Source organism: Proteus faecis, assembly GCF_003144395.1.
Classification (GTDB): domain Bacteria; phylum Pseudomonadota; class Gammaproteobacteria; order Enterobacterales; family Enterobacteriaceae; genus Proteus; species Proteus faecis.
Window position 1 is genome coordinate 142,968 of the sequence record NZ_PENZ01000007.1, and the last position, 24,473, is coordinate 167,440.

18 protein-coding genes are annotated in these 24,473 nt (G+C 40.3%); 13 read left to right on the forward strand and 5 right to left on the reverse strand.

The genetic code is table 11. The features are described 5' to 3' along the window. Positions 1–2: 2 nt before the first annotated feature. From opp1B to DK858_RS01735, 3 genes are all read right to left on the reverse strand, one after another. Positions 3–929 carry a nickel/cobalt ABC transporter permease gene (opp1B, locus tag DK858_RS01725; protein ID WP_109395953.1) on the reverse strand — a complete coding sequence of 309 codons (927 nt, stop codon included), beginning with the start codon at positions 927–929 and terminating at the stop codon, positions 3–5. 71 nt (positions 930–1,000) lie between these two features. Beyond that, positions 1,001–2,575, reverse strand: coding sequence for a nickel ABC transporter substrate-binding protein (gene nikA / locus DK858_RS01730; RefSeq protein ID WP_109395954.1), 1,575 nt, complete (start codon positions 2,573–2,575; stop codon positions 1,001–1,003). Positions 2,576–2,586: 11 nt separating this feature from the next. Then, positions 2,587–3,369: a class I SAM-dependent methyltransferase gene (locus DK858_RS01735; protein ID WP_109395955.1), complete on the reverse strand. Its 783-nt coding sequence runs from the start codon at positions 3,367–3,369 to the stop codon at positions 2,587–2,589. A 409-nt stretch (positions 3,370–3,778) separates the two neighbouring features. On the opposite strand from DK858_RS01735, the gene DK858_RS01740 reads away from it, so the two are divergent. From DK858_RS01740 to DK858_RS01800, 13 genes are all read left to right on the forward strand, one after another. Next, complete coding sequence (locus DK858_RS01740; protein ID WP_109395956.1) at positions 3,779–5,272, forward strand: vWA domain-containing protein; 1,494 nt, start codon at positions 3,779–3,781, stop codon at positions 5,270–5,272. 578 nt (positions 5,273–5,850) lie between these two features. Further along, on the forward strand, positions 5,851–7,347 hold the full coding sequence (locus DK858_RS01745; RefSeq protein WP_109395957.1) for an SrfA family protein: 1,497 nt from the start codon (positions 5,851–5,853) through the stop codon (positions 7,345–7,347). A gap of 3 nt (positions 7,348–7,350) precedes the next feature. Continuing rightward, positions 7,351–10,335 carry a virulence factor SrfB gene (locus DK858_RS01750; RefSeq protein ID WP_109395958.1) on the forward strand — a complete coding sequence of 995 codons (2,985 nt, stop codon included), beginning with the start codon at positions 7,351–7,353 and terminating at the stop codon, positions 10,333–10,335. Beyond that, the gene (locus DK858_RS01755; protein WP_109395959.1) at positions 10,332–13,043 is read left to right on the forward strand and encodes a putative virulence factor; all 2,712 of its coding nucleotides are present in this window, start codon (positions 10,332–10,334) and stop codon (positions 13,041–13,043) included. Before DK858_RS01750 ends, DK858_RS01755 begins: the two co-directional genes overlap by 4 nt. A gap of 3 nt (positions 13,044–13,046) precedes the next feature. Next, positions 13,047–14,054 (forward strand): hypothetical protein, encoded by a 1,008-nt coding sequence (locus DK858_RS01760; RefSeq protein WP_109395960.1) that lies wholly within the window; start codon positions 13,047–13,049, stop codon positions 14,052–14,054. A gap of 9 nt (positions 14,055–14,063) precedes the next feature. Next, positions 14,064–16,061, forward strand: coding sequence for a vWA domain-containing protein (locus tag DK858_RS01765; protein WP_109395961.1), 1,998 nt, complete (start codon positions 14,064–14,066; stop codon positions 16,059–16,061). Further along, positions 16,061–16,753 carry an ABC transporter ATP-binding protein gene (locus DK858_RS01770; RefSeq protein WP_109395962.1) on the forward strand — a complete coding sequence of 231 codons (693 nt, stop codon included), beginning with the start codon at positions 16,061–16,063 and terminating at the stop codon, positions 16,751–16,753. Before DK858_RS01765 ends, DK858_RS01770 begins: the two co-directional genes overlap by 1 nt. Beyond that, positions 16,734–17,969 carry an ABC transporter permease gene (locus DK858_RS01775; RefSeq protein ID WP_228407148.1) on the forward strand — a complete coding sequence of 412 codons (1,236 nt, stop codon included), beginning with the start codon at positions 16,734–16,736 and terminating at the stop codon, positions 17,967–17,969. The genes DK858_RS01770 and DK858_RS01775 overlap by 20 nt, the downstream gene beginning before the upstream one ends. Next, positions 17,959–19,515 carry a formylglycine-generating enzyme family protein gene (locus tag DK858_RS01780; protein ID WP_194294820.1) on the forward strand — a complete coding sequence of 519 codons (1,557 nt, stop codon included), beginning with the start codon at positions 17,959–17,961 and terminating at the stop codon, positions 19,513–19,515. The genes DK858_RS01775 and DK858_RS01780 overlap by 11 nt, the downstream gene beginning before the upstream one ends. A 26-nt stretch (positions 19,516–19,541) precedes the next feature. Beyond that, positions 19,542–20,225, forward strand: a complete 684-nt coding sequence (locus DK858_RS01785) for a hypothetical protein (RefSeq protein WP_109395964.1) — start codon at positions 19,542–19,544, stop codon at positions 20,223–20,225. A 17-nt stretch (positions 20,226–20,242) separates the two neighbouring features. After that, on the forward strand, positions 20,243–20,731 hold the full coding sequence (locus DK858_RS01790) for a hypothetical protein (protein ID WP_109395965.1): 489 nt from the start codon (positions 20,243–20,245) through the stop codon (positions 20,729–20,731). A gap of 251 nt (positions 20,732–20,982) precedes the next feature. After that, the gene (locus DK858_RS01795; protein ID WP_109395966.1) at positions 20,983–21,534 is read left to right on the forward strand and encodes an Ail/Lom family outer membrane beta-barrel protein; all 552 of its coding nucleotides are present in this window, start codon (positions 20,983–20,985) and stop codon (positions 21,532–21,534) included. Positions 21,535–21,604: 70 nt separating this feature from the next. Continuing rightward, complete coding sequence (locus DK858_RS01800) at positions 21,605–22,105, forward strand: outer membrane beta-barrel protein (RefSeq protein ID WP_162556436.1); 501 nt, start codon at positions 21,605–21,607, stop codon at positions 22,103–22,105. Positions 22,106–22,222: 117 nt separating this feature from the next. Here the strand turns inward: DK858_RS01800 and chbG are convergent, their stop codons facing one another. Both chbG and DK858_RS01810 read right to left on the reverse strand, forming a co-directional pair. Further along, positions 22,223–22,987 (reverse strand): chitin disaccharide deacetylase, encoded by a 765-nt coding sequence (chbG, locus tag DK858_RS01805; RefSeq protein ID WP_109395968.1) that lies wholly within the window; start codon positions 22,985–22,987, stop codon positions 22,223–22,225. Between the two features lie 36 nt (positions 22,988–23,023). Then, the gene (locus DK858_RS01810; RefSeq protein WP_109395969.1) at positions 23,024–24,379 is read right to left on the reverse strand and encodes a 6-phospho-beta-glucosidase; all 1,356 of its coding nucleotides are present in this window, start codon (positions 24,377–24,379) and stop codon (positions 23,024–23,026) included. Positions 24,380–24,473 lie beyond the last annotated feature (94 nt).

The following is a 24,473-nucleotide window of genomic DNA, read 5'->3' on the forward strand; positions in this document are numbered from 1 at the left end:
CATTATCTCCTTAACCGTGGATCTGCCATCATTTGAATGACATCCATCAGAAAATTAAAAAAGAGAAATAACAGCGACATCAACAGAATATAAGCTTGTATCATCGGATAATCACGACCAAATATAGCGCTGATACATAGTCGTCCGATCCCTGGCCAAGCAAAAATATTCTCAATCACTACCGTACCAGCAATAAGCTTCGGAATACTCATTCCCAATGCCGTTAAACTGGAATACAGCGAATTACGTAAAATATGGCGACGTAAAATAAGATTATCGGGTAATCCACGTGCTCTAGCATAAAAAACATAAGGCTGATGCCATTGATTTAACATCGTCCCTCGTAATAGCCGTAAATAAGTGCCGATATACCCTAAAGAGAGCGCTAAAGCAGGCAAAATAACAGACTGAGGCGATAGCATCCCGCTAACGGGCAACCAATTTAAATAAACTGCGACACCCCAAATTAATAATAATCCTAACCAATAATTAGGAATAGCCGTTAAAACAAACACAATAAAACGGATACATTTATCCGTAAAACCTTGAGGTTTAGCCACACACCATAATGCTAAAGGGAGAGCCAGAATAATCGTAAAGAATAGCGCCGTTGAGGCTAGCCAAAGTGTTGGTGGTAACGCCCTTAACATCTCTTGAATAACCGGGGTTCTTGTCAGAAAAGAAGTACCAAAATCAAGTTGTAAACCCGCTATTAACCATAAAAAATAACGCGTAAAAAAAGGTTTATCTAACCCTAACTCATGACGCATACCTTCAATAGCTTCGGGTGTTGGCACTATTTCATTGACACGTAGCGCGACTTCCGCAGGATCAGATGGCGCTAACTCCAACAGAATAAAGGCAATAAATGAAATTATCAGTGCCAGTGGAAAGATAGCCAGCACTCTCCAGAATATATAACGTAGCATAAGATTTGATCAGTGTGGCGCGTTGATATGACGAGCCACACTTATTTGGGTTAACCTCATTGAAGTATTAATTAAGGCTTAAAGCGCATCTTTTCAAACGGTATTTCATATTGAGATGGATTAAAACCCACATTTTCTAATTCACTACGATGGATAGCCTTAGTACGTGAATAAGTTAACGGAATATAGACTGCTTGCTCTGCTAATGAGGTAAATAAGGCTTTATAGAGTTCCTGACGACGCGCTTCATTAGGTGTAATTAATAGCTCGCTAATCATTGCATCCAATTGGGCTTTATTGGCCAATCCTTTTTGCCCTTGATAATCTGCATGAGCCGGTATTCTAAATGATGAAACAAAAGAAGCCGGATCGTAAGGCGTTCCCCATGAGAGTGAATATTGTAAATCGAAATCACCATTTTTTTGTCTATCTAAATAGGCTTGCTTCTCTTCACCTAAAATCGTTAGGCCGACACCAATCTTTTTAAAGTCATCTTGAATAAGTTCAGCTATCTCTTTCTCAACAGCATTATTCACATTATAAGAGAGCAATAGCTGTAATTTTTCACCGTGTTTTTCACGGATCGCCTGACCTTTTGGTAATACCCAGCCTTCGGCTTCTAATAGCTCAATCGCTTTTGTTGGACGATAAATATAAGTTGGAGAAGAAAAATCACAGTAAGGCACACTGCGCGCCATTAAAGTGTCAGCGACTTTTTCGCTACCCGCCAAAATACCTTGTGCAATCCCTTCTTTATCAACCGCATATTGTAATGCTTGGCGAACTTTTTGGCTGGATGTCATTGTACGACTACTATTGAGCACAATCGCGCGAGAAGCAATCGGTGCACTCATTTCAGTTTTGAATTTATCTGATGCCATAAGAGCTTCAAATGAATCCATATCTAACATGTCACCATCTGCACCAAAAATAAGCTGAATATCCCCTTTTTGCAGAGAAAGTAACATGGTTTGTCTATCGGGGATCACTCGCCACACCACACCATTTAATACTGGCTTCGCTCCCCAATAATTTGGGTTAACTTTAAACTCAGCATATTGGTCTTTTTTATGTTCAGTTAATACCCAAGGCCCAGTACCCACATAGTTCTCAACACCCATTTTGGTTTTACCATTAATAAAAGAATTCGGTGAAATAAAGCGGAATGGGCGAGTTAAACCTAATTCAGTTAATGTTGGATAGTAAGGATTTTTTAGATTTAATCTAACAGTGAATTCATCAACAATTTCAACGTTATCAATCTGACGGACTAACTCTAACCATGCATGACGTTCATAATTGTCTAACACAGCTTCAATATTTAATTTTACCGCGTTAGCATTAAAGGGTTCACCATCACTAAACGTCACATCATGACGTAAAAAGAAAGTGTAGCTTTTTCCATCAGGAGAAATATCCCAACGCTCCGCTAAATAAGGTGCAACACCTTTTTCGGTATTTAATACAAGGGATTCAAATACCATGTTTTGAGCCGCCATCTCGCCCGAGTAGAGGTGCGGGTTAATATCACGAATATCTTTTGTGCTGGCATAATCCAACATATTATTACTTTTATCTGCTAACGCAGGAAAAGCACATGTAATTGTTAATAATAGTGTTGGAAATACTGAAAATAAGGACTTCACGTTATTCTCCTTTAATTATTTTTTTGTTTTTGTGCGTGGATCATAAACATCGGTGTTGAGCCATAATTGATTTTTTCTTCTTCGTTCCATACAAAATCACCAATGCGTGTGTCTATCATATATCGGCTAAAACCGACTTCTAACAGAGTATTAATATCCCATTGTGGGCGTTTAATTTGACTTAACGGTAATTGGCGTGCAATTCGTTCCATCTCCTTGGTATCTGTGTTGACGTAGTGATCTTCAACTTGCTTTTCAATTGAACGTTCTCTATCAGCCACAAAACCCTGCCAGTAATTTTCATCAAAAAGATGTAAATACCAGTTAGCATCAAAATTAATTAAACTGCCACCCGGTTTTAATACACGAAACCACTCTGAATACGCTTTTTCAGGCGCTTTTAAATTCCATGTCACATTGCGACTAACCACTAAATCAAATTGCTCACTGGCAAAAGGCAGTTGGTGTACATCACCACGAATAAATTGAATATTTGCTTTATGTGTTTGCGCATTTTGTTTGGCTTCCAGCAACATGCCCTCAGTTGCATCAATTGCCGTAACATCATGACCTGATAACGCTAATAAAATGGCAAAAAAACCGGGCCCTGTTCCAATATCAAGCACCTTTAAGGTTTCACCCTCTTTAATATGCCCTAATAACAGATGACGCCATTTCTGTTGTTTCTCGCTCAGCAATTCCTGTTGATTAGACTCACTATAACTTTCAGCTCTGATATTCCAGTAGCGAGTTACATCATTTAGTAATTGGTTATTATTTATTTTATTTGTCATCAGAAACCTGCTGTTATATCAACGTAAAGAGGGGAATAAATTCCCCTAAAAGCGAATGATTTGGCTATTTTTTAGTGTGGGTAACATACCTTGTAACCCCAAGATGCTCTATGTGCTATATCAATATTCACCGGTACTTAATACGGGAGACCAGTTAATTTGCGATCTTCATCTGTAACTATAAATGTGCATCCTAATGGGGGTGAAGATAAATAAGCAAATGAATTATTTCCGCTGTTAAAATAGAGAAACAAATTGAGCGAATTTAGAAATAAAAATAAAATTTACCTTGTATTAAAAAAAGTGGGCGCTTTAATTCCACCTTTTTTATAAAACCGTTATAGTCAATAATATTGCTATCTTAAATTTCTTTAAACGAATATAGCCGTCACATAAGGCTTTCTAAAATATGAATCGAATCTCACGATTAACGGCTGATATTGCCCGCGCCGATTTTGCCTTAACGCATCAACAGCAATTACTTCAATTGCTAACTCAACACTTTCCGACGAAGTATCATTCTCTATTTGCTACTCCAGAAAAAAAATCGGATAACGTGATTGAATGGTATTCTCCTGTTTCTGGTCATCCTGTCGCTTTAACCTCACTACAAGGAGAAGAGCAACAAGAAATAAGACGTATTTTAGATGAACGCCTTAACGATATTAAAACGCAAACGGCGTTATTAGCATCGCAAAATCGCATTACAGATGAAGAGCGCCATCTTTTAGATACCGCATCAACACTACCTGATAGCGATAGTGTCTATATTATTAATGGGCAGCCCGTTATCACATGGTGGCCACGTACAACGCCCCTGCCACCTCCTATTGCACAAGTCACCGCAGGTGCAAGTGCTGCGGCTGCAGGTGCCGCACTTGCTGATGTACCCGCCCAAACACGCAATCGCTGGCTACGTTGGTTATTACTGTTTCTATTCTTGCTGTTTTTAATCTTACTCGCATCTTGGTTGAAAGGCTGTTTTGATCCTAAAGCGGTTCCTCCTGTCATTGAAGAGAAACCCGCCGTTGTCATGCCACCAAAACCAGAGCCGATCCCTGACCCCGTCCCAGAACCTGTACCTGAGCCTACTCCCGAACCAGAACCCGCTCCAGTGCCTGCACCTGCGCCCAAGCCTGTTCCCGTGAAAAAACTCACACCACTAGAAGCTTGTGTGCAAGATGAATTGAAACAAGCAGGTGTAACAGAGAAAACAGCAAATACGACTTGTGAAAATCGCTTAGCAAACAAAATTAAACAAATGTGCCCAGCAGATCGCCCAGCGGAACTTGCCCCTCAAGTGATCCTTATCTTTGATGCATCAGGCTCTATGGCACTAAACATGAATTTAACAGAAAGTGATTTAGACTATATTGCTTCAACTGGACAACTTTTCCCCGGTTATGATGCAGAACCTCGACGGATCACAACAGCAAGAAATGCAGCAATAAAAATCATTAATAACATTCCGTCAGATATGAAAATTACCACCGTTGTGGCATCTGATTGTGGTGTTGTGAAATCAAGCCCTGCTTATGGGGGTAATGAGCGATCAAAATTACTCAGTTACATTAAGCGCATTGAGCCCGATAGTGGCACACCATTAGCCGAGTCTATTAAACGTGCAGGTAATTTAATTAAAGGCAATAATCGCGACACCATCATTGTGTTGTTATCAGACGGTTTAGAGTCTTGCGATCAAGACCCATGTGCCGCAGCTAGAACCTTAAAACGCGCTCATCCTCGCGCTGTTATTAATGTTGTCGATATCTTAGGAACAGGTGCAGGTAACTGCGTTGCGCAAGCAACGGGAGGAAAAGTATTCACTGCGCGTAATGCGAATGAAGTCAGTTTAATGACTCGAAAAGCGATTGAAGATTATATTCCGAAGAACTGTAAATAATGATTAATTACTATTTCTAATATTTAATTCACCCTCTTTGGTTTTACATTGAGGGTGAACTTTTTCACGTATCGCGTGTATTCTATTATTATATTGAAGTTAGCAATCTCTATATCTTATCGATTTCAGACCATTCTTTAATTATGTTTTTTTCTTTTCTGATCCTTTCGTTATTCAGAATAAACCTATTTTGTGATTATTATCACAATGATTTGATGATCATTAATAGTTTGTTCTTTTATATTTCGTCTTTTTTCCCTTCTACTCCATTATTTTTTAATGTAAAAACCAATATATTGGTAGTTTTATCCATATATTTAAGAAAATAGCGCGTAAACTGTATTACCACTATTTAATTATCATAATCGCTATCTCAATATTCCCTCTTTCACACAAGAAAAATAAAAAAGTCTTTAATAATAATCAGTTAATTAACCCCAAATAATCCGCTAGATAGACACCTAATTTCTGATAATATAAAATGTATACCAAATTTATATCTTTATTTTTAGCCTTAAAGCCTATTTACGGATAAGCCAACTTACCCATAGATAATCTTGCCTAGCGGAATGATCGTCGTGAATAAAGCATTCTTACGAAGTGGTAAATTAGAAAATTACCTCCCTATGGGAGAAAATGGACAGGCTGTTTATATCTCTGCACTGCAGCTACGTGAAACTCTGCGTTTAAGAGGAAAGGCTCATATTTCTCAATGCCTTGCCATTCCTCAGCCAAATGAAACTGGCGAACGCATTGACTGGTATTCACCGATTGATGGCTCGGTGATTCCTTGGTCTGCAGCTTCAGAGGAAGAGCGCACCGCCGCTTATGCCCTACTGAAAAAGAATCAAGATGATTTAATCGCCTTTAGTGAACAAGAGCAGCAAAAGACTGGAAATAAAGAAAGTCAGCTTTTTGGCGCGCTACTCAGTAAAACCATTCAATTTCCTGACGAAAACCATATTTTTATTGTTGATGGACAACCGATTATTACCTTTTGGGGCTTTGTTAGCGCCAATCAGCAACTTAGAGTTGACCCAGTTGCTTGCTTAAAGCCAGCTGTTGCGCCAATTATACCTACATCAACCGTGGTTCCACCAGCACAAGAAAACGTTATCATTACTGACACTAAGCGCCCTTGGTGGCGTTTCTTATGGTGGTTGTTACCTTTATTACTACTTCTACTCGCTATTTTCTTCTTAAGAGGCTGTTTCTCAACGCCAGCGTTACCTACGGTCGATATTAAAACGCCAAATATTGAAGCGCCTAAATTGCCAGATCCTACACTTGAGAAGCCAAAAGTTCCCACAGTAGTAGCAAATGGGCACACCGTCGGTGTGCCAACAGGCACTGTTCACACAGGTACATTAGGTACTGTAGATGCGAATGTAGGTACTGTAGATGCGAATGGAAATGTGATTAATGGCACTGGTGGTAACGGCACGGTAGTTGATCCTAATACGGGTTTACCTGTGGTTGATCCTCAAACAGACAGTAACCAAGGTACATTACCTGAAGGAAACCTGCCTAGCGATGCGCAACAACCCAATATTCCTCCGGTTGACCCCACAGCGCAAAATGAGCAACCCAAAACAGATAATAACCCAAATACAGGGAATGAAAGCCCTCTTCCTAACCCTTCGGTTGATCCCAATGCCCCACCCGATGTCACACCGCCAGCAACCGCAGATAACACGACACCACTCACTATTCCGGCCAATGCGTTAGCCAATGGCTCAACACAATTTCTCAATGGTCAATGGAAAGCGGGCGCAGGTATTCAAGATCAAAAAACGGGTAAACCACTGAGCCTAAATTACCAAATCGATAACGGTAAAGGACAAGTCGTGATGACACGCAGTGATGGCGTAACCTGTAAAGCCCCTGTCAATGCAGCCGTTAATCAAGGCGGACTGAATATTAATAACCAAGGTCAGGCTCTATGTAGTGATGGTTCAAACTATTTGATGCCAAATATTATTTGCCAACCTGGAAGCCAAAATATTGCTGATTGCCAAGGGAAATATGAAAACAGTCAGCCATTCCCATTATCAATGAAGCGGGAGAATAACTAATTCATGTTAGCGCCACTGACCGATTATAAAGATAAAATCACCCTTATCCGTGATAGTAGTATTCAGTTTCTGGATTTTGGTTTTACGCTACCACAGCGCAAAGAATATGGTGAGTTTGTTAAAAAAGGCGAAAACGGCCCGTTAATGCGACTCATCTATAATGAACGAGACGATAACTACCTCTATCCTGCACCTAAAAATCAGCCTCAAATACCGAGAGAAGCTGAATTTAGTTTCTCCCTTGAAGAGTCATTAACGCTATTAAATGACACATGGTTACCAGTGCCATTTTTCCGTTTTAATCCACCACGTGCATTCTCTCAAGGCCCTGATAACTGGGTAAGAATGATGTTCCATCAATTGCCAGAGCCAGATGAAGATGGGCATACACACCGCGTTGTTGTGGCATTTGATACTCGAATAGAGCCAAATCGCACTAATACCGCTTATCTGGCACCAAACGAAGAAGATGTACGTTCTGGTGTTGCTTTTGCGTTGGCCTACTTGGGCTATGAAGTTGAAAACTTTCTTGAGACACCATGGATTGATGGTTGGTTAAAAGAAGTCTTTAGCGAAAGAGCGCTGACTGTAACCAAAATGTACCATGATGAACTGGATGAGGCGCTTAAAGAGTTTCAACATCAGGCACATTATCTCAATTTACTTAATATATTAGGTGAGAAACTACGCTTACCTGAGATCAAAATTAACGAAACCAAACCACAAGAGCCTGCAATTGAAGTTGACCTTATTCTTGATGTGGGTAACTCACGCACCTGTGGGATCTTAATTGAAGATCATATCAATGATAACAAAGGGTTAACGCAACTCTATGAAATGACGCTGCGTGATTTAAGCCACCCTTATCAAATCTATAACGAACCATTTGAAAGCCGTATTGAATTTGCGCAAGCTGAATTTGGTAAACAAGATTTTTCAGTTAATAGTGGTCGCAACAATGCCTTTATGTGGCCCACTATTGGTCGCGTTGGCCCAGAAGCCAATCGCATGGCGGCACAACGCTTAGGTACTGAAGGTTCAACAGGTATTTCAAGCCCTAAACGCTATTTATGGGATGATTCGCCATATTCTCCAGGTTGGCGCTTTAGCCGCTCTTTTGGTCAAACAGACAGAGAGCCACTAGCGACTGCTGTTCCTATGACATACCTTCTAAACGATCATGGTGAACCATTATTTCGTTTAGAGCCGGATGATCGCATGCCGGTATTTACACCAAACTATACCCGCAGTTCATTAATGACCATGATGTTAACCGAAGTGTTAGCGCAGGCATTAACACAAATGAACAGCCCAGCTCAACGCCTTAAAATGAGTCATGCAAGCGCGCCTCGTCAACTGCGCAATATCATTTTAACTATTCCACCTGCGATGCCAAAACCAGAGCGCGCCATTTTTGAAACGTGCATGGAAAACGCATTAGGGCTAATTTGGAAAGCAATGAATTGGGATCCCACTGACGAAAAACTGCGCTTTGATGGTAAAGATGAACAATGTCGTATACCGATGCCAAACATCCATGTGAAATGGGATGAAGCCACTTGTGGTCAGTTAGTTTACCTCTACAACGAAACACAAATTAAATTTGGTGAGCGTACTGAAGCCTTTTTTGCCAGCCAAGTACGTGAAGATAATCGCGCATTAACTGGTGATAGCACGTTAAAGATTGCCTCAATTGATATTGGTGGCGGAACCACCGATCTCGTGATCACACGCTATAAACTAGATACTGGTACCGGTAGTAACGTCAAAATTATTCCAACACAGTTATTTCGTGAAGGATTCAAAATTGCAGGTGATGATATTTTATTAGATATCATCCAAATCTGTGTATTGCCAGCATTACGCACCGCATTAACGGATGCGGGTATTTCTGATGCCGATGCTCTGATGTCTTCTCTTTTTGGGAGTGAAGGTTTAGATGCGGGGCAACAAGTGTTACGCCAACAGCTTACCCTACAAATCTTCAATCCGATTGGATTGAAGATTTTAAGTCAATACGAAAACTACGATCCATTAGTGCCTCATGAAGGCATTAACAGTACGTTTGGTGAATTACTTAACGTTCAACCGACAGAGCATGTACGTCGTTATATTGATGATGCAACCAATAAAGAGCTCGGTGGTGGCGAGAGCTTCTCTATTTTAAATGTACCTGTACAAATTAACTTTGCGCAATTGCACGCTGAATTTATTTCAGGTGAACGTATCAATATCACCCGTAGTTTAAAAGCACTGTGTGAAGTGCTTTATTACTACTCCTGTGATGTTTTACTGCTGACAGGTCGCCCTTCTCGTTTACCGGGTATTCAAGCACTATTAAAAGTATTACAACCTGTACCACCTTCTCGTATTCTGCCATTACACGGTTACAAAACAGGTGGCTGGTATCCATTCAACAAAAAAGGCCGTATTGACGATCCAAAATCAACCGCGGCAGTCGGTGCAATGTTGTGTTTAATGGCTGAAAATGCACGTTTGCTCAACTTCTACTTCTCGACAGGTAACTTTAAAACTTACTCAACAGTACGCTATTTAGGGATGTTGGATAATAACAACACTATTTCCGATAATGACGTCTACTACCGTGATATTCAGGATAAATTTGAACCTGATCCTGATACCTATTTTGAAGTCAGAGGCGGGATCCGCTTAGGTTTCCGTCAATTAGATAATGCCCGTTGGCCTGCATCTCCACTTTATACCTTACGCATTAAAAGTCCGAAATTGGCACAACAACTTAGCCAAGAAGACAGCGTATTGCATATCAAACTTGGAGAAGAAAGAGGTGCCTCTGGCCATAATGATAACAATAAATCTGAAAAATTACGGATTGAAGAAATGGAGCTGATTAACGGCAAAGGTGGCGTTAATAAAAACGGTTTAAGCTTCAAACTCAATACGTTAGCAGATAGTGGTATTGGTGAAACATCCTATTGGCTGGATAGCGGGAGTGTATTAGGTAAATGAATATGATGGATGAAAAACAGTTAACAGCCAAATGGGATGCCATTTATCAAGGTGCAGGCAAAGCCATTGATTGGATAAGTGCGGTAAGAGGTAATGCGCCTCGTTTAAATACAGAAGCAGATAGCCTTATCTATCGTCTGCGCCGTAGCCGGAATATGGCGAAAAACCTCAGTTTAGCGACACAACGTCCAATGTCTGTGGGCTTTTTTGGGCTATCACAGGCAGGAAAATCATACCTGATTTCAGCGCTTGCTGCTGGGCAAGAGGGGCGCCTAAGAACCCGTATGTCAGGTAAAACGCTTGATTTTATCGACCATATCAACCCACCGGGTAGCGGTAAAGAAGCCACTGGCTTAGTCACTCGCTTTAGTCGCAACGCCACAAAAGGTACACAAGCGTTTCCTGTCGAACTGCATCTTTTCAGCGAAATTGAGATCGTTAAAATTCTCGCCAATGCTTACCTGTATGACTTTAATCAGGAAAAAATTGATTTTGAATTAGATGACGAGAAAGTTTCTCGTTTAATCAATTCATTAAGCACACAACGCAGTGCGACACCTGTTGCGGGTATTACTCATGATGATGTTGTTTCATTGTGGGATTATCTTCAACGCCATGCGGAAAAAAGCCAAAAAAAATTGGCGACATCCTATTGGCCTAAAGCGATTGAGTTAGCGCCTTATCTCAGCATTGCGCAACGCGCTAAACTCTTTTCTGTTTTATGGGGCGATATTGCAGAGCTGACATCCGCTTATCAGCGTTTTAGCACCACACTGGCTACTTTAGGTCATGCATCTCTTGTTTTGGCTCCGCTCTCTTCTTTAGTCAAAGAGCAAGACGGCGTGTTAGTACAAGAAGACAGTATTATGAACGTGGATATGTTAGAGCGTCTTAATACTGCCAATGATAGCCAGATCAACATTTGCCCTGTTCATGGTGATCGTATTGATGCCCCTGTTACCCTTTCGTTAGCAGAGTTAACTGCGCTGACCGTTGAACTCGTTGTCCCGTTATTAGATGCACCAAGTAAAGCCTTGTTTGAACACGTTGAATTGCTCGATTTTCCGGGTTATCGCGGACGTTTAGGGGTTGAAACTATGGATGATGTTCGTCGTCAGGTAAATAATGACAGTGCAAATCCACTGGCTCAGCTTATTTTACGAGGTAAAGTTGCCTATCTGTTTGAGCGTTATACCGATAACCAAGAGATGAATGTGTTGGTGGTGTGTACTGCGTCTAATAAACAGTCTGACGTCAAAGAGGTCGGTGGTGTACTCACAGAGTGGATACATAATACCCAAGGTAAAGATGCTCAAACTCGTGCCAAACGCCCTTCTGGTTTAATTTGGGCAATGACCATGTTTGATACACGTATTAACAACGCTTTAACCATGAATGAAGCGTTATTACGCCAATCATGGGGTAAAGGGGGCATGATCAAAATGGCGATGTTAGAGCGCTTTGGTCAATACCCTTGGATGTCAGATTGGATGAATGGAAATGCCTTTAATAACACCTTCTTGGTGCGTAAACCGGGTATGCCTACTCCGTTTATTCAAATCAGTAATGGCAAAGAGAGTGTGCTCAATGAGGACAGCGTTTCACAATTACATCTGATGAAAAAAACCTTTGCTGAAGACGAAACTGTCCAACGCTATATTCGTGAGCCTGACCAAGCATGGGATGCCATGTTGTCGCTCAACGATGGGGGTATGCAACGCCTTGCCGATTACCTTGAAACGGTTGCATTAAAATCACTAAAACTTGAACGTATCAGCGAGCAATTGCAAGAAATTCAACGTGATTTAATCGGTCATCATCTTGAAAAATGGTATCAATCAGGTGGTGAAGAAGAGCTCCAAATCAAACGTCGTAATGCCACCACTATTTTACGCTTTATGCAAAGTCGCCCTTATCTACAAGGTGCCTTGCTAGATTATCTTCTGCCTTCTCGTAAATCACTCTACGACCTGTATATGCAGGAAAAAGAGGTTATCGATACGCTTTCAGAGAACAAAAAAGTGACTCAGGCTCCAATTTCGGCCTTTGCAGCGATGGAGCAACCAACTTTCGATCTCTTTAGCGATGCGCCAATTTCGCTAGAGCCAGAAGAAGATAAAGCCCCTAAAGGTCACGGCAACGAGGTTACCTATCCTAAAAAAGTGATGGCCTTATGGATAAATCATCTGCGTAGCCTACCTGATAACAGTACGTTGTTAACCTATTTAGGCATTGACCAAGAAATTATGGTGCTATTAGTGGATGAGCTTATCACAGCGATTAATCGCCTTGGTGTTGAACAACGCATGTTGAAAACGCTTGCCGGGACTGAAGCCATTGCCCGTCGTGATGACTTAGCTGAACAGCAATCATCTCGTGTTTATAATGTATTGGGTGATTTTATTACTTGGTTCAACTTCAAAGATGACGGTGTTGAGAAGCCTGATAGCAAAATTAATGTCGGTCATAAAATCTTTGAAAAACCGGATAACACTAGCGTGCAATGGGGTGAGGATGAGCGTTTAGTCCGCTTACCTACCAACCCCGTTAACTATACCCTTTTATTTGTGATTGATTGGCTTATCGCTTTATCAGCAGTTATTACTGAGAATGCGGGGCATTCTGCGGGCAGAGAGATCAGTGCTGAACAAAACGCACTATTAGGCCAAATCATTCACACAATGAAATCATCCGTCGTGGAGTCATAATTCGTGTTTATTCCAGAATTAAAACCCGTACAACCAGCTCGTCCCGGCTTTGCGGTATTAAGTATTCGTAATTGGGAAGGTGACGCTTCCCCTGTTTATTTAAGCATTCAGCGTAACCAAGATCGCTATTTCTTAAATGATAAAGGGGAATGGGTAGGTAATGCCTTTTTCCACCAGCTGTCTCTTGAAGATGCTGATGACGGTTATCAAATCGTTCTTGATAAAACGTTGGTTGATCCCCTCGTTAGCAACTTACAAATGGCGTATCAATTTACGTTAAAAGATGATAATGAAACACAAGATATCGGGCGATTACGCATTCGTGATGGTGTATTAGCCTCACAAGCTCAAGGTCAAAGTGAAGCATTAAAATCAACGGCTACATTAGATAATCAGCCTGTTCCGCCTGCGCCCATTGCTGAAACATCCCCCGCACCAGAACCTGAACCACTCAAAATACCTGAGCCAGAGCCTATTATCCCTGAAATCAAAGTAGATGAACCGCCACAGCGTCCAATACCACCGGCACCGAAAAAATCAAAAATCGGCTTAATTTTCGCGATTATTTTGATCTTAATTTTAGCGGGTATCTTAACGTGGTTCTTCTTACTAAGGGGTAATCCTGCTGGCGAGCCTGCGCCACAGCCAACACCAGAACCCACAACACCTAGTGTCTGCAGTGTTGAAAACATGAAATCGGGTACCGCATTAACCTTTGTACAAAGTTGCATACAGAGCCAACCAGATAGCAAAACTATCCTTGCAACGATCTCACTCGCAAAACAGAACAATCAATGTGATGTTGCTCAGCGTTTATATGCTTATAAAGCACAATCAGGTGATGTTGAGATCGCACTAAATTACGCTCGTGAATACGATCCAGAAACCGCGTCAACACAAGGCTGCTTTAGTGCAGATAAAGAAACGGCCATTTATTGGTACGAAACGGTTCTCAATCATGATCCACAAAACAGTGACGCAAAAGCGCGTCTTGAAGCTTTAAAAAAATAGGAAAGTCGCATGAAAAAGGCGCATTGGCTTACGCTTATTCTCAGTGGTTTAATTCTAACAGCGCCAGCAAGTGCTGAAGAGAAAAAGCCACTATTACAAGAGGGTAAAAAGACCCTCTATCAACGTGTATTAACTTACCCGGGTTGCCAAATCACTGACACTATTGGCGCAAAAGGTAAAGAGCAACCTGCATTTAGCCGTTTTTATGTTTATCAACGCCAAACACAGGGCGCTAATGAGTGGTTACAAGTTGGCCCTGATAGCTTAGGTCATATTAGTGGCTGGATGAATGCAAGTTGTACCTCAGAATGGAAAATGCAGTTAACACTCGCATTTACTAACCCTGCGGGTCGTAACCCAATGCTGTTTTTCAAAGATAAGCAAACGGTTGAAAGCTTACTTGAAAGCCCAACGCCTGAAAAACAGTACAAACCCTTTTTAGCAGATATCAAAAACCAAAAAGTCAATCCGGCTATTTTAGCAAAAGAGCCTGATTATATGATTGATCAGAAAAGTAATTTCTATCTACTGCCTGTATTAGGATCGGATGAAGTCTTTACTGATGCGGGCTATAAAGTGCGACTGCTCAATGTGGCTTCTGTTTCTTCACAAGCTAAAGACAGCAAAGACGCACAGAATGCAACTGCAAACAGTACAAAACCAGCGACACCGAATAGCAAAGATGCTGACAATATGATGCAAGGTTTTTCTGCCGCAGTGGTGTTTGTTATCGACTCAACAATATCCATGGATCCTTATATTGATAGAACCAAACAAGCGATCCAAAAGGTTTATGCACAAGTCGAAAAAGACAATATGTTGGATAAGGTAAAATTTGGTTTAGTGGCGTTTCGCTCTAATATCAAAGCCGTACCAGCATTGGAATACGACAGCAAGATGTTTGTAAATCCCAATGATGTAAAAGATGGCCCTGATTTTCTGAATAAAGTTAAAGAATTACGCCAAGCTAAAGTCTCAAGTAGCCGTTTTGATGAAGATGCTTATGCTGGCGTAATGCAAGCCCTTGATGATGTTGATTGGACACGCTTTGGTGCGCGTTACATTATTTTAATCACTGATGCAGGTGCATTAACAGGAGATGATCCTCTTTCATCAACTAAGCTCGATGCTGAACAAATTCGCCAAGAAGCGGCTTATCGCGGTGTTGCACTTTATACACTGCATTTAAAAACGCCATCAGGTGCAAAAAATCACGCTTCTGCACAAACGCAATATGAAGCATTAACGCTTAATCCGTTCTTACACAAATCACTTTACTACCCTATCAACTCAGGGGATGTAAATAGTTTTGGTCGCATGGTAGACAGTCTGGCAACCGCTGTCACCACTCAAATTCAAACGGCTTATCGTGGCGAAGCCACTGTGGGAAGTGCATTAAATGCTGATCCTACTTATGGCAAAGATAAAGAGACAGACACCTTACTTAGTGATGCACACGATTTAGGCTATGCCATGCGTTTAGCTTATTTAGGTGAAAAACAAGGTACAAAAGCGCCTCCAGTCTTTCAAGCATGGATAAGTGATCGGGACTTATTACAGCAAAATATCCCAACCACAGAAGTACAGGTTTTATTGACGAAAAGTGAGTTGAGCGATTTAAGTGATGTCATGAAAAAAATCGTGAATGCGGCTAATGAAGGTTTGATCTCGCCTGACAATATGTTTGCGGATTTACGCTCAATCGCTGCCACTATGGGTAACGATCCAAATCAAATCAAACAAGGTTCAGCAACCAAGTTAGGTGAAATGGGATTATTAGGTGAATACATTGAAAATCTCCCTTACTTAAGTGAAGTCCTTGGCTTAGATGAAGAGACATGGAAAAGCTGGGATGGGCTAGAGCAAGAGAAATTTATCCGTCGTCTCAATACCAAGTTGCAATACTATCAACGTTATAACGAAGATGTTGATCGTTGGATATCCCTTGCACCACAAAGCGATCCTCGCGATCACGTTTATCCTGTTCCACTGGAAAACTTGCCTTAATGATCCAGATTGAAGGCATGGCAATTACGCGTGGTGATGCGCAACATGGTTTTCGTGTTGCGCTTCCTTCATTGACCCTTGAAAAAGGAGAAATCTGCGCGTTAACTGGGTTAAGTGGTTGTGGTAAAAGTACCTTACTAGAAATGATAGGGCTAATCTTACGTCCAGATGAATTAGCGCATTTCCAACTCGGTGATAATGTCATTATCACCCAAGCGGTATTGCATAATGAGCAGACTCAACTCGCATCATTGCGTGCTAAGAACTTGGGTTTTATGCTCCAAAGTGGTGGGTTACTTCCCTTTTTAACCGTCATACAAAATATTCAATTACCTCGTAAGATGCTGGGGTTAACCCAACACTCCGCTTGGCTTGATCACGCTATTGAGCATCTACAGTTACGTCCTTTACTTGATCGTTTTCCTCGCCAGCTCTCTATTGGTGAACGCCAACGTGCTGCTTTTATTCGCGCAATTGCCCATGAGCCCGCTTTACTGCTTGCCGATGAGCCCACAGCTGCTCTTGATCCCCATAATGCACAAGCGTTATATGCATTGATTGTGGAGATGGTAAAACAACTCGATATCTCTGCGCTGGTTGTTAGTCACGACTGGTCTTTAGTCGAGCGTTTTGAATTTAGCCACTATCATGCACAACTACAAGGGGGCGGTAGTGTCTTTCTCAAACAATAATATCCATCCCAATCGCCTCGGCTTACTCAGCTCACTCGCTTGGCGTGACTTAATTTATGATCGCAAAGTCGCGCTCTGTATTGTGTTCTCTTTAGTCTCAGTGATTGCGCCACTGTTACTGCTGTTTGGGCTAAAAAACGGCATTGTGACGCAACTTCACAACCAACTGCTAAATGATCCTCGTAACCTTGAAATACGGATGTTAGGCAATGGTAATTATCCACAAAGCTGGTTTGATGAAATTGCGCAAAAAGAAGAAGTCCGTTTTGTTATCCCATTAACACGTAGCTTAAACACACAAGCCGATATTGTGATTGATGGACAGCATTTTATTGATAACGCTGAAATTATCCCAACGGCAGAAAACGATCCTTTATTAACAGATGTGACTATTCCCAAAAATGCGGACACTTTAGTGCTCTCTGCCAATGCGGCACAAAAACTACAGGCGAATGTAGGCGATAGTGTGCGCTTATTTATCAGCCGTAAGCTTAATGGCGTTAATGAACGAGCCAAACGTACCTTTACTATCGGTGGCATTATCAGTGATAGTAAATTTCCAAGAGCAGCGGCTTTTGTTTCTCTTGATGTTTTAGTGGCAATGGAAGATTACCGAGATGGTTATCAAGCACCTCTTTTTGGCGTCACACAAGGCATCGAAGCGAAATTAAGAACCCAGTTTGCCAAAGCTCGCCTTTATGCAAAAAATTTAGATGCCATTGCACCACTAGATGATTGGTTTAGACAACAACACATTGATGTGATGACACAAAAAAGCCAAATAGAGTCTGTAAAAGCTATCAGCTACGTCCTTAACGTTATCTTTTCCGTCATTGCTTGGGTATCACTATTAGGCTGTATTGCCTCATTAATTGGCGCATTCCTTGCCAATATTGACCGTAAACGTAAAGACATGGCAGTACTACGCCTATTAGGTTTTCGTCAATTTGCCGTCTCTTTATATATTGTGTTGCAAGCGCTGTTATTAACCAGTGTTGCCTTTATTTTAGCCCTTGGGCTTTACGGCATCGGTAGCACCTTATTTACCACATTATTAGGCACACATTTACCTGAACAAGCCTTTGTCTGTCAGTTAACATTTTGGGATTTATTAATCGCTATGTGCAGTGCCTTGCTTGTGGCCTTACTCGTGGCAAGTATTGGCGCATTACGTGCCGTTTCGATTGAACCTGCGGAGAGCTTACGTGAAATTTAATTTATCGCTTCTAACTTTATCATTCGCGCTGTTATCTAGCAGTTTTACCGCATCTGCCAAATGGGACGATAAATTCGTTAACCCAAAAGCGTTGCCTGATGATGTGATCTTGCCTTTCCCTTGTGAAGGTTCCATGGTGTTTCGCCAAGTCACCATCCCCTTAAGCCAGCCATTACAAGATTACAGTATCACCCTGGGGCAAGAAGGTGATGAATGGGGTTATTTAGAACAATCACGAGCAGAACATATTGCGGGTAGCTTTCCATTAAAAGGTAAAGAAAAAGGTCGTTACTACCTTATGGCAAAATACCCTGTTACCGATCTGCAATATAACGCCATGCAGAGCGTGATTAATGGTAAAGAGTGCCCTGTTGCTGCAAATAAATTACGCTTACCAAAAGTGAATATCAGTTGGTACGAAGCGATGCAATTTGCAGATCAATATAACCAATGGTTAAGAAGCAAACATCCCGAAGCACTCCCTGTTGAAGATGGCGCAAAAGGTTTTGCTCGATTACCAACAGAAACGGAGTGGGAATTTGCCGCCCGCGGCGGTTTAAAAGTCTCAGCTTCAGAATTTCGTGACATACGTTTCCCAATGCCAGAAGGTACCAAAAACTATATTTGGTCAGCAGGTAGCCAATCTGCTAATGGCTCATTACAACTCACCGGTTTGTTATCACCCAATCCTCTAGGCTTACATGACATGTTGGGTAATGTCGCTGAAATGATGTTTGAGCCTTTTAGGCTCAATAAACTCGACCGCTTACATGGACAAGCTGGTGGCTTTATTGTGCGCGGTGGTAGTTATCTCACCCCAGAAAGCGATATGCGAAGTTCGTGGCGTCAAGAAGAGCCTTATTACACCAATACTGGTGCCAATAAAAACAAATACACTGGCTTTCGTTTAGCTATTGTCGCCCCAGCATTAACATCACGTGACAAAATCAAAGAGATAGAAAAAGAGTGGCAACAATTAGGTAATGAAAAGCCGACAAATAGTAAATCAAAAAACAATAGTGATAACTCCATTAATAGCCTAAATACGCTCTCGACCCAAGTACAAGATGAAGCACTGAAAAAACAGTTAGCTGAATTGAAAAATACATTACGAGCAAATGCACAACTGCGAGATGAGCAACGTGACCAAGCTATCCGTACTTCACTGCAATTAGGCGCTTTTTTATGTACCAAATTAAAAGATGATGGCGAGTTCTACGACCGATTAATCGCATTACATGAAAAAAATTGTCCTGTAGGCACAAAAGATGCCACTTGTGAACGACGTCAAGAACAAGTCAACGAACATAAGAAAACCCTCGACTTTGTTGTGAGCTATTACGCTGACACCTTAGTGGATATGGCAACAACATACGACGCCTCGTTAGTAAAACCTCAAGTTGAAGTGGTACGCCAATTGATGGAGGCCAGAGGTAAATCAAATTTAAATACGTACCTTTCAACGTATATGCAAGGACTTCAAGGATATTGGGCTAACGGTAAAGTTTCACGGAATGAATGGCTTGAAGCGTGCAAAAAACAATAACAGAGACTTGGGATAATAGGTGTGGTATGAACAAACAATTTATGGCAACACTTGGCATTAGTGCTTTACTTGCCCTATCAGGATGCCAAAGTAATAAAGGGGCAGATCCTCGTTTAACAAATAATAGCGATATGGAGTTTTTCAGCAAATCCGGTATCACGGCTTGTGCCGGTGGTGCGGCAATCGGTGCCTTAGGCTGTCTCGTCTCAAACTCAAGCAATAAGGGCGCATGTATGCTTATTGCTGCTGTCGCGGGCTGTGGCGTCGGGATTGGTGCAAATGCCTATTTAGATAATAAACGTCAAAATTATGCTTCTAAAGAAGAGATGCTCAATTCCATGATTGCTGATATTCAAAAAGAAAATCAGCACTTACAAAGCGCCTCTAACACCGCAAAAGCCGTTATTGCTGATGATAAAAAAGCGATTGCAAAAATTCAGCAAGATATGAAACAGCAACGTTTAAATAAAGAAGCGGCTGAGAAACAACTGAAAGGCGTTGATGCCAATATCGCAGCATTGCGTTCTCGCTTAGCCGATATGAAAAAACGTGAAGCCGAATGGCGAGATATCGCCACTCAAAGCCGTCAAGATGGTCTAAAAACGGCACAACTTGATAAACAAATTGATGGGATGAAGCAACAAGTTGCCTCTTTACAAGAAGAACTTGATAGCCTTTATACTCAACGTACAGCAATAAAACTTAGTTAACGTTAAAAAGGATGATAATGAAACTTTTACCTCTTTCCCTTGTTGGCATAAGCTTACTATTAAGCGGTTGTGTCACCAATCCCGCGGATTGCGATCCAACAACCGGTGATGTTAGTATAATTACTAAGTTTAACTGTAATTATTCAGGGACTTACGACAATCGCATTGAGCAAAAACAAGCTATTTTAGCAAATGAGAAAGCATTAAATACGGAGTTTAAAGCCGTTTTTGCTGCTATCGAGAAAGAAAAGCAACAAACCAACGCCTCTCTCAAAAGTAAACAAGCTAGCCAACAAGCATTAAACCAATCAATGAATAATCTGTTAAATCAAATTCGCCAAAAAACGAAAGGGCAAAATGATATTCAAAAACAGATCAATGAAATTGACAAGCAAATGAAAGCGGCACAAAACAATCCATCAAAATCAGTGATGGAAAAACAGCTTGAGTTAGAAAATTTACAAAATCAAGTCATTAACCTGCAAAGTGATTTAGGCCTTAAATAAACCTAAAAAGGCTCTCTATTATTATTTAGAGAGCCTTTTTCTTTATTTTAATTATTATTTTTTATTTATATAGTAATTCATATCACATTTAAATTATTATTTATTTAATATTCATTGAAATTAATACACATCTTTAATAAAACAACCGTATTTAAATTAGCGTGCTATTTTTTATTCCATTAAAAATAAACTCATCATTATAATCCCCTCGCTTAATAACACATTATTATTTAAATTATGGGATATGACTAATGAAAACAAAATTACTATCAACTTTATTTATAACTGGTCTATTGGCTACTTCTTCTGTTTATGCCCAAAACGACTTTAAATTAGATAAAACCACACTTTCAGCGGGTTATGCACAAATCAAAATGGCAGGTCAAGATCCAATACACGGTGGTGTTTTTTCTATTCGTCAAGAAGTTAATTCACAATTTGGTGTTTTAGCAACAGCAACTTATGCCCAAAATGAATATGATTTAAATAAGCCTGTTAATACTTTTTTTAAAGACGTAACTGTGCGTTATTACTCTGTTATGGCTGGCCCCACAGTACGTTTAAATGATTTTGTTAGTGTTTATGGTACGGCAGGTATGAGCCAAGTTCAGTTTAAATCCGACGATTCAGAATTAAAAAAAGTAAAGAAAAATGCATTTAGTTGGGGTGCAGGTTTAATTATTAACCCAGCAGAAATGGTTTCTATTTCTCTTGGATATGAAAATAGCCGTTTTAAATTTAAAAATACCGATAATCGAATTATCTTAGATGGTTTCATTGCTAATATCGGTTATCGTTTTTAATTAAACTTAAGCACATATTATTTTATAGTATGTGCTTTTTCTTTTTTTAATTATTAAATTTACTATTCTTATGATAAAAATATTATTATTCTTTACATTACTCTTTACTTCTTTCACTTATGCTAAAAGTGATCGTACATTATATTCTATTGGTTATGCTTATATCAAAGTAAAAGATTTACCCACAGCGAATGGGATTAATATGAGAATTCAAGCATTACCTCAAGCTAATAAAAAAATCTCTATACAACTTGCAGGAACGTTATCTCATCAACCATTATCAGATAATCGTCGATTACGCTATGCTTCTATCACCTTAGGCCCCGCTTATGCGCTAACACCGTTTATTGATCTCTATACTACAATTGGTGCCAGTGGCATAAGTTATCAAACAAAAGAAAATATAAATAAAGATAATTCATCTAAATCTGTCAGTTGGGGAACAGGTATCACATTTACATCATCACAAAATATTACACTGACTTTAGGCTATGAAGGCAGTTACTTTAAAATGGAAGGGAAAAGTTATCCAAGTTATGCACTTATCAGCAATATTGGTTATCGGTTTTGATTTCTACGGTGACAAAAATAAAAACGCCTCTGCTTTATAACAAACAGAGGCAAAATCATGCAAAAGACCCACACCAGGGAATAACACAGACATCAATCATCTAAACCACATTCCAAATCATTTCATTAAATCTTGATACGTTCCCAATTGATAACCTCGTTCAATAATCGCTTGTTTTAACGTCATATCTGTTAATACTTCAAGTTCCGTTAAGCGCTGGAAACAATAACCACTCGCTCGTAATGGATTATCCACAAAAGCGGGGTGTGTCATCACTTCAATAGAATGCTCATGACGCGCTTTCGATTCATCAAGCACCTTTAAAAATAATGCTTGTGTGATTTCATCTCCATAAAATTGGCTATCAAAACCATCACTACTTATCACACCCTCAGTATTAATCCCTTCTTTATGTGCAAACAGTCTATCAACGCGTATTGGTAGCGATTTTTCTCTGGCGAACTCCGCTACAATGGGAAAAATTTGCTTAAACATATGTACATGATGGTGGCTATCAATATGGTCTGGCTCACGACCAAAGATCTCAATAAAACGCTGATATTGTGCTTTAAGTTCAACACGAATTTCATCAAGCGGTAAACTACCCTCTTCTGCCATTTGCCATACCCATTTCCCCAGTACACCTTCACGCGTTAAAGAAGGTAAAGGAGACAGCGGTTTACCCATCGTCAATGTAAAATGAAGTCCAACACCTAATCCAGGCAACTCATGACACAATTGTGCTGCATGTTTAATTCCTTCAGCATTGACAAGTGCCGTTGTTGAACTAACCACTCCATGACGAAAACACTCTGCAATGCCGTAGTTTTGGCCTTTACTCAGTCCAAAATCATCTGCATTCACAATTAATAAACCAGCCATTCTGTCTCCTTATTACTTATTTTTATCTACCGACAATTAATGAGCGGCTTTTTCTAACTCAGCAATTGCTTTAGCAAAATTAGGGAGATGCGCTTTATGCGCTAATAACATTTCGCGCGTAAGCACTTCTGAATCTTTATCGGAAAGTACTAACGGCGTTAAGTTCATTGCTAATAAAGCATCATTTAATTCACCACTAATAGCCGCTTTGCTGGCCGCGATTTCAAAGGCTTTGATGGTATGAATTAATCCCATCACTTTTTCATCAAAATGCGTTAAACGTGGATGAGGTTTAGCACCATCACGCCCTAAAATAGCAGTCACTTCAATTGACCAATCTGCTGGAATATTATCGATATGACCATGATGAGGAATATTCACATAATGCTCAGCTTGTTTATCATTATAAATAGCATTAATCACTTCACAGGCGGCATCCGAATAATAGGCCCCTCCACGTAATTCCAACTCTTTCGGTTTGATATTTAAATCAGGATCTTTGTACAATTCAAACAGTTGCTTTTCGACTTTTTGTACTACTTTAGCGCGCGCCCCACCTTTATAGTATTCACCCATTTCAATAGCTAACATCTCTTTTTGCTTGAAGTAATACAGTAAATAAGAGCATGGCAACAGATTAAGAGAGCGGATCAATCCCTCACTAAAGGGTAGGTCAAAAATATTCTTCACCGAGCCCGCAGTTAATGTGCCTGAAGCCACACCGTCTAATAATTCAGGAAAACGAGATTGGCCATTTACAATAACGTCTTTAATAAACACCATGTGATTTAAGCCAAATAAATCAATGGAAAGTTCATCTTTATCCGTTAACTTCAACACATCTGTAATAAACATCTTCATACCGATTGGAATATTACAAACCCCAATAAACTTCTTAAAATTGGTATGACGATAAACAGCTTCTGTTACCATGCCTGCTGGATTTGTAAAGTTGATGATCCACGCATTAGGGCAAATCTCTTCAACATCCTTAATAATATCGAAAATAACAGGAATAGTGCGTAAGCCTTTAAATAACCCACCTGCACCATTAGTTTCTTGTCCTAAATAGCCATGACTTAACGGAATAGATTCATCAAGTTCTCTTGCTTTCAATTGACCAACACGTAACTGTGTTGTGACAAAATCCGCCTCTTTTAATGCTTCACGACGATCAAGCGTTTTATAGATGGCTAAAGGAATACCCGCCTTTTTTACCATGCGCTGGCAAAGCTCAAAAATAATATCGAGCTTCTCTTTTCCTTCTTCTACATCCACTAACCATAATTCAGTGATCGGCAGTTCATGATAACGTTTAATAAAACCTTCTAATAATTCAGGTGTATAACTGCTTCCACCGCCAATGGTAACTACTTTTAATTTATGACTCATAAAACACTCCCATACAGCGTAATAATGCTGCTATTTGTGTATTAATGGCAAAATTAAGGCGTAAAGAACCATGAAGAAAATAAGCTTATTTTCT

Coding starts and splice junctions, on each gene's coding strand:
- opp1B (WP_109395953.1), bottom strand. CDS start 929: ATGCTACGTTATATATTCTGGAGAGTGCTGGCTATCTTTCCACTGGCA.
- DK858_RS01735 (WP_109395955.1), bottom strand. CDS start 3,369: ATGACAAATAAAATAAATAATAACCAATTACTAAATGATGTAACTCGC.
- DK858_RS01740 (WP_109395956.1), top strand. CDS start 3,779: ATGAATCGAATCTCACGATTAACGGCTGATATTGCCCGCGCCGATTTT.
- DK858_RS01750 (WP_109395958.1), top strand. CDS start 7,351: ATGTTAGCGCCACTGACCGATTATAAAGATAAAATCACCCTTATCCGT.
- DK858_RS01755 (WP_109395959.1), top strand. CDS start 10,332: ATGAATATGATGGATGAAAAACAGTTAACAGCCAAATGGGATGCCATT.
- DK858_RS01765 (WP_109395961.1), top strand. CDS start 14,064: ATGAAAAAGGCGCATTGGCTTACGCTTATTCTCAGTGGTTTAATTCTA.
- DK858_RS01770 (WP_109395962.1), top strand. CDS start 16,061: ATGATCCAGATTGAAGGCATGGCAATTACGCGTGGTGATGCGCAACAT.
- DK858_RS01785 (WP_109395964.1), top strand. CDS start 19,542: ATGAACAAACAATTTATGGCAACACTTGGCATTAGTGCTTTACTTGCC.
- DK858_RS01790 (WP_109395965.1), top strand. CDS start 20,243: ATGAAACTTTTACCTCTTTCCCTTGTTGGCATAAGCTTACTATTAAGC.
- DK858_RS01795 (WP_109395966.1), top strand. CDS start 20,983: ATGAAAACAAAATTACTATCAACTTTATTTATAACTGGTCTATTGGCT.
- DK858_RS01800 (WP_162556436.1), top strand. CDS start 21,605: ATGATAAAAATATTATTATTCTTTACATTACTCTTTACTTCTTTCACT.
- chbG (WP_109395968.1), bottom strand. CDS start 22,987: ATGGCTGGTTTATTAATTGTGAATGCAGATGATTTTGGACTGAGTAAA.
- DK858_RS01810 (WP_109395969.1), bottom strand. CDS start 24,379: ATGAGTCATAAATTAAAAGTAGTTACCATTGGCGGTGGAAGCAGTTAT.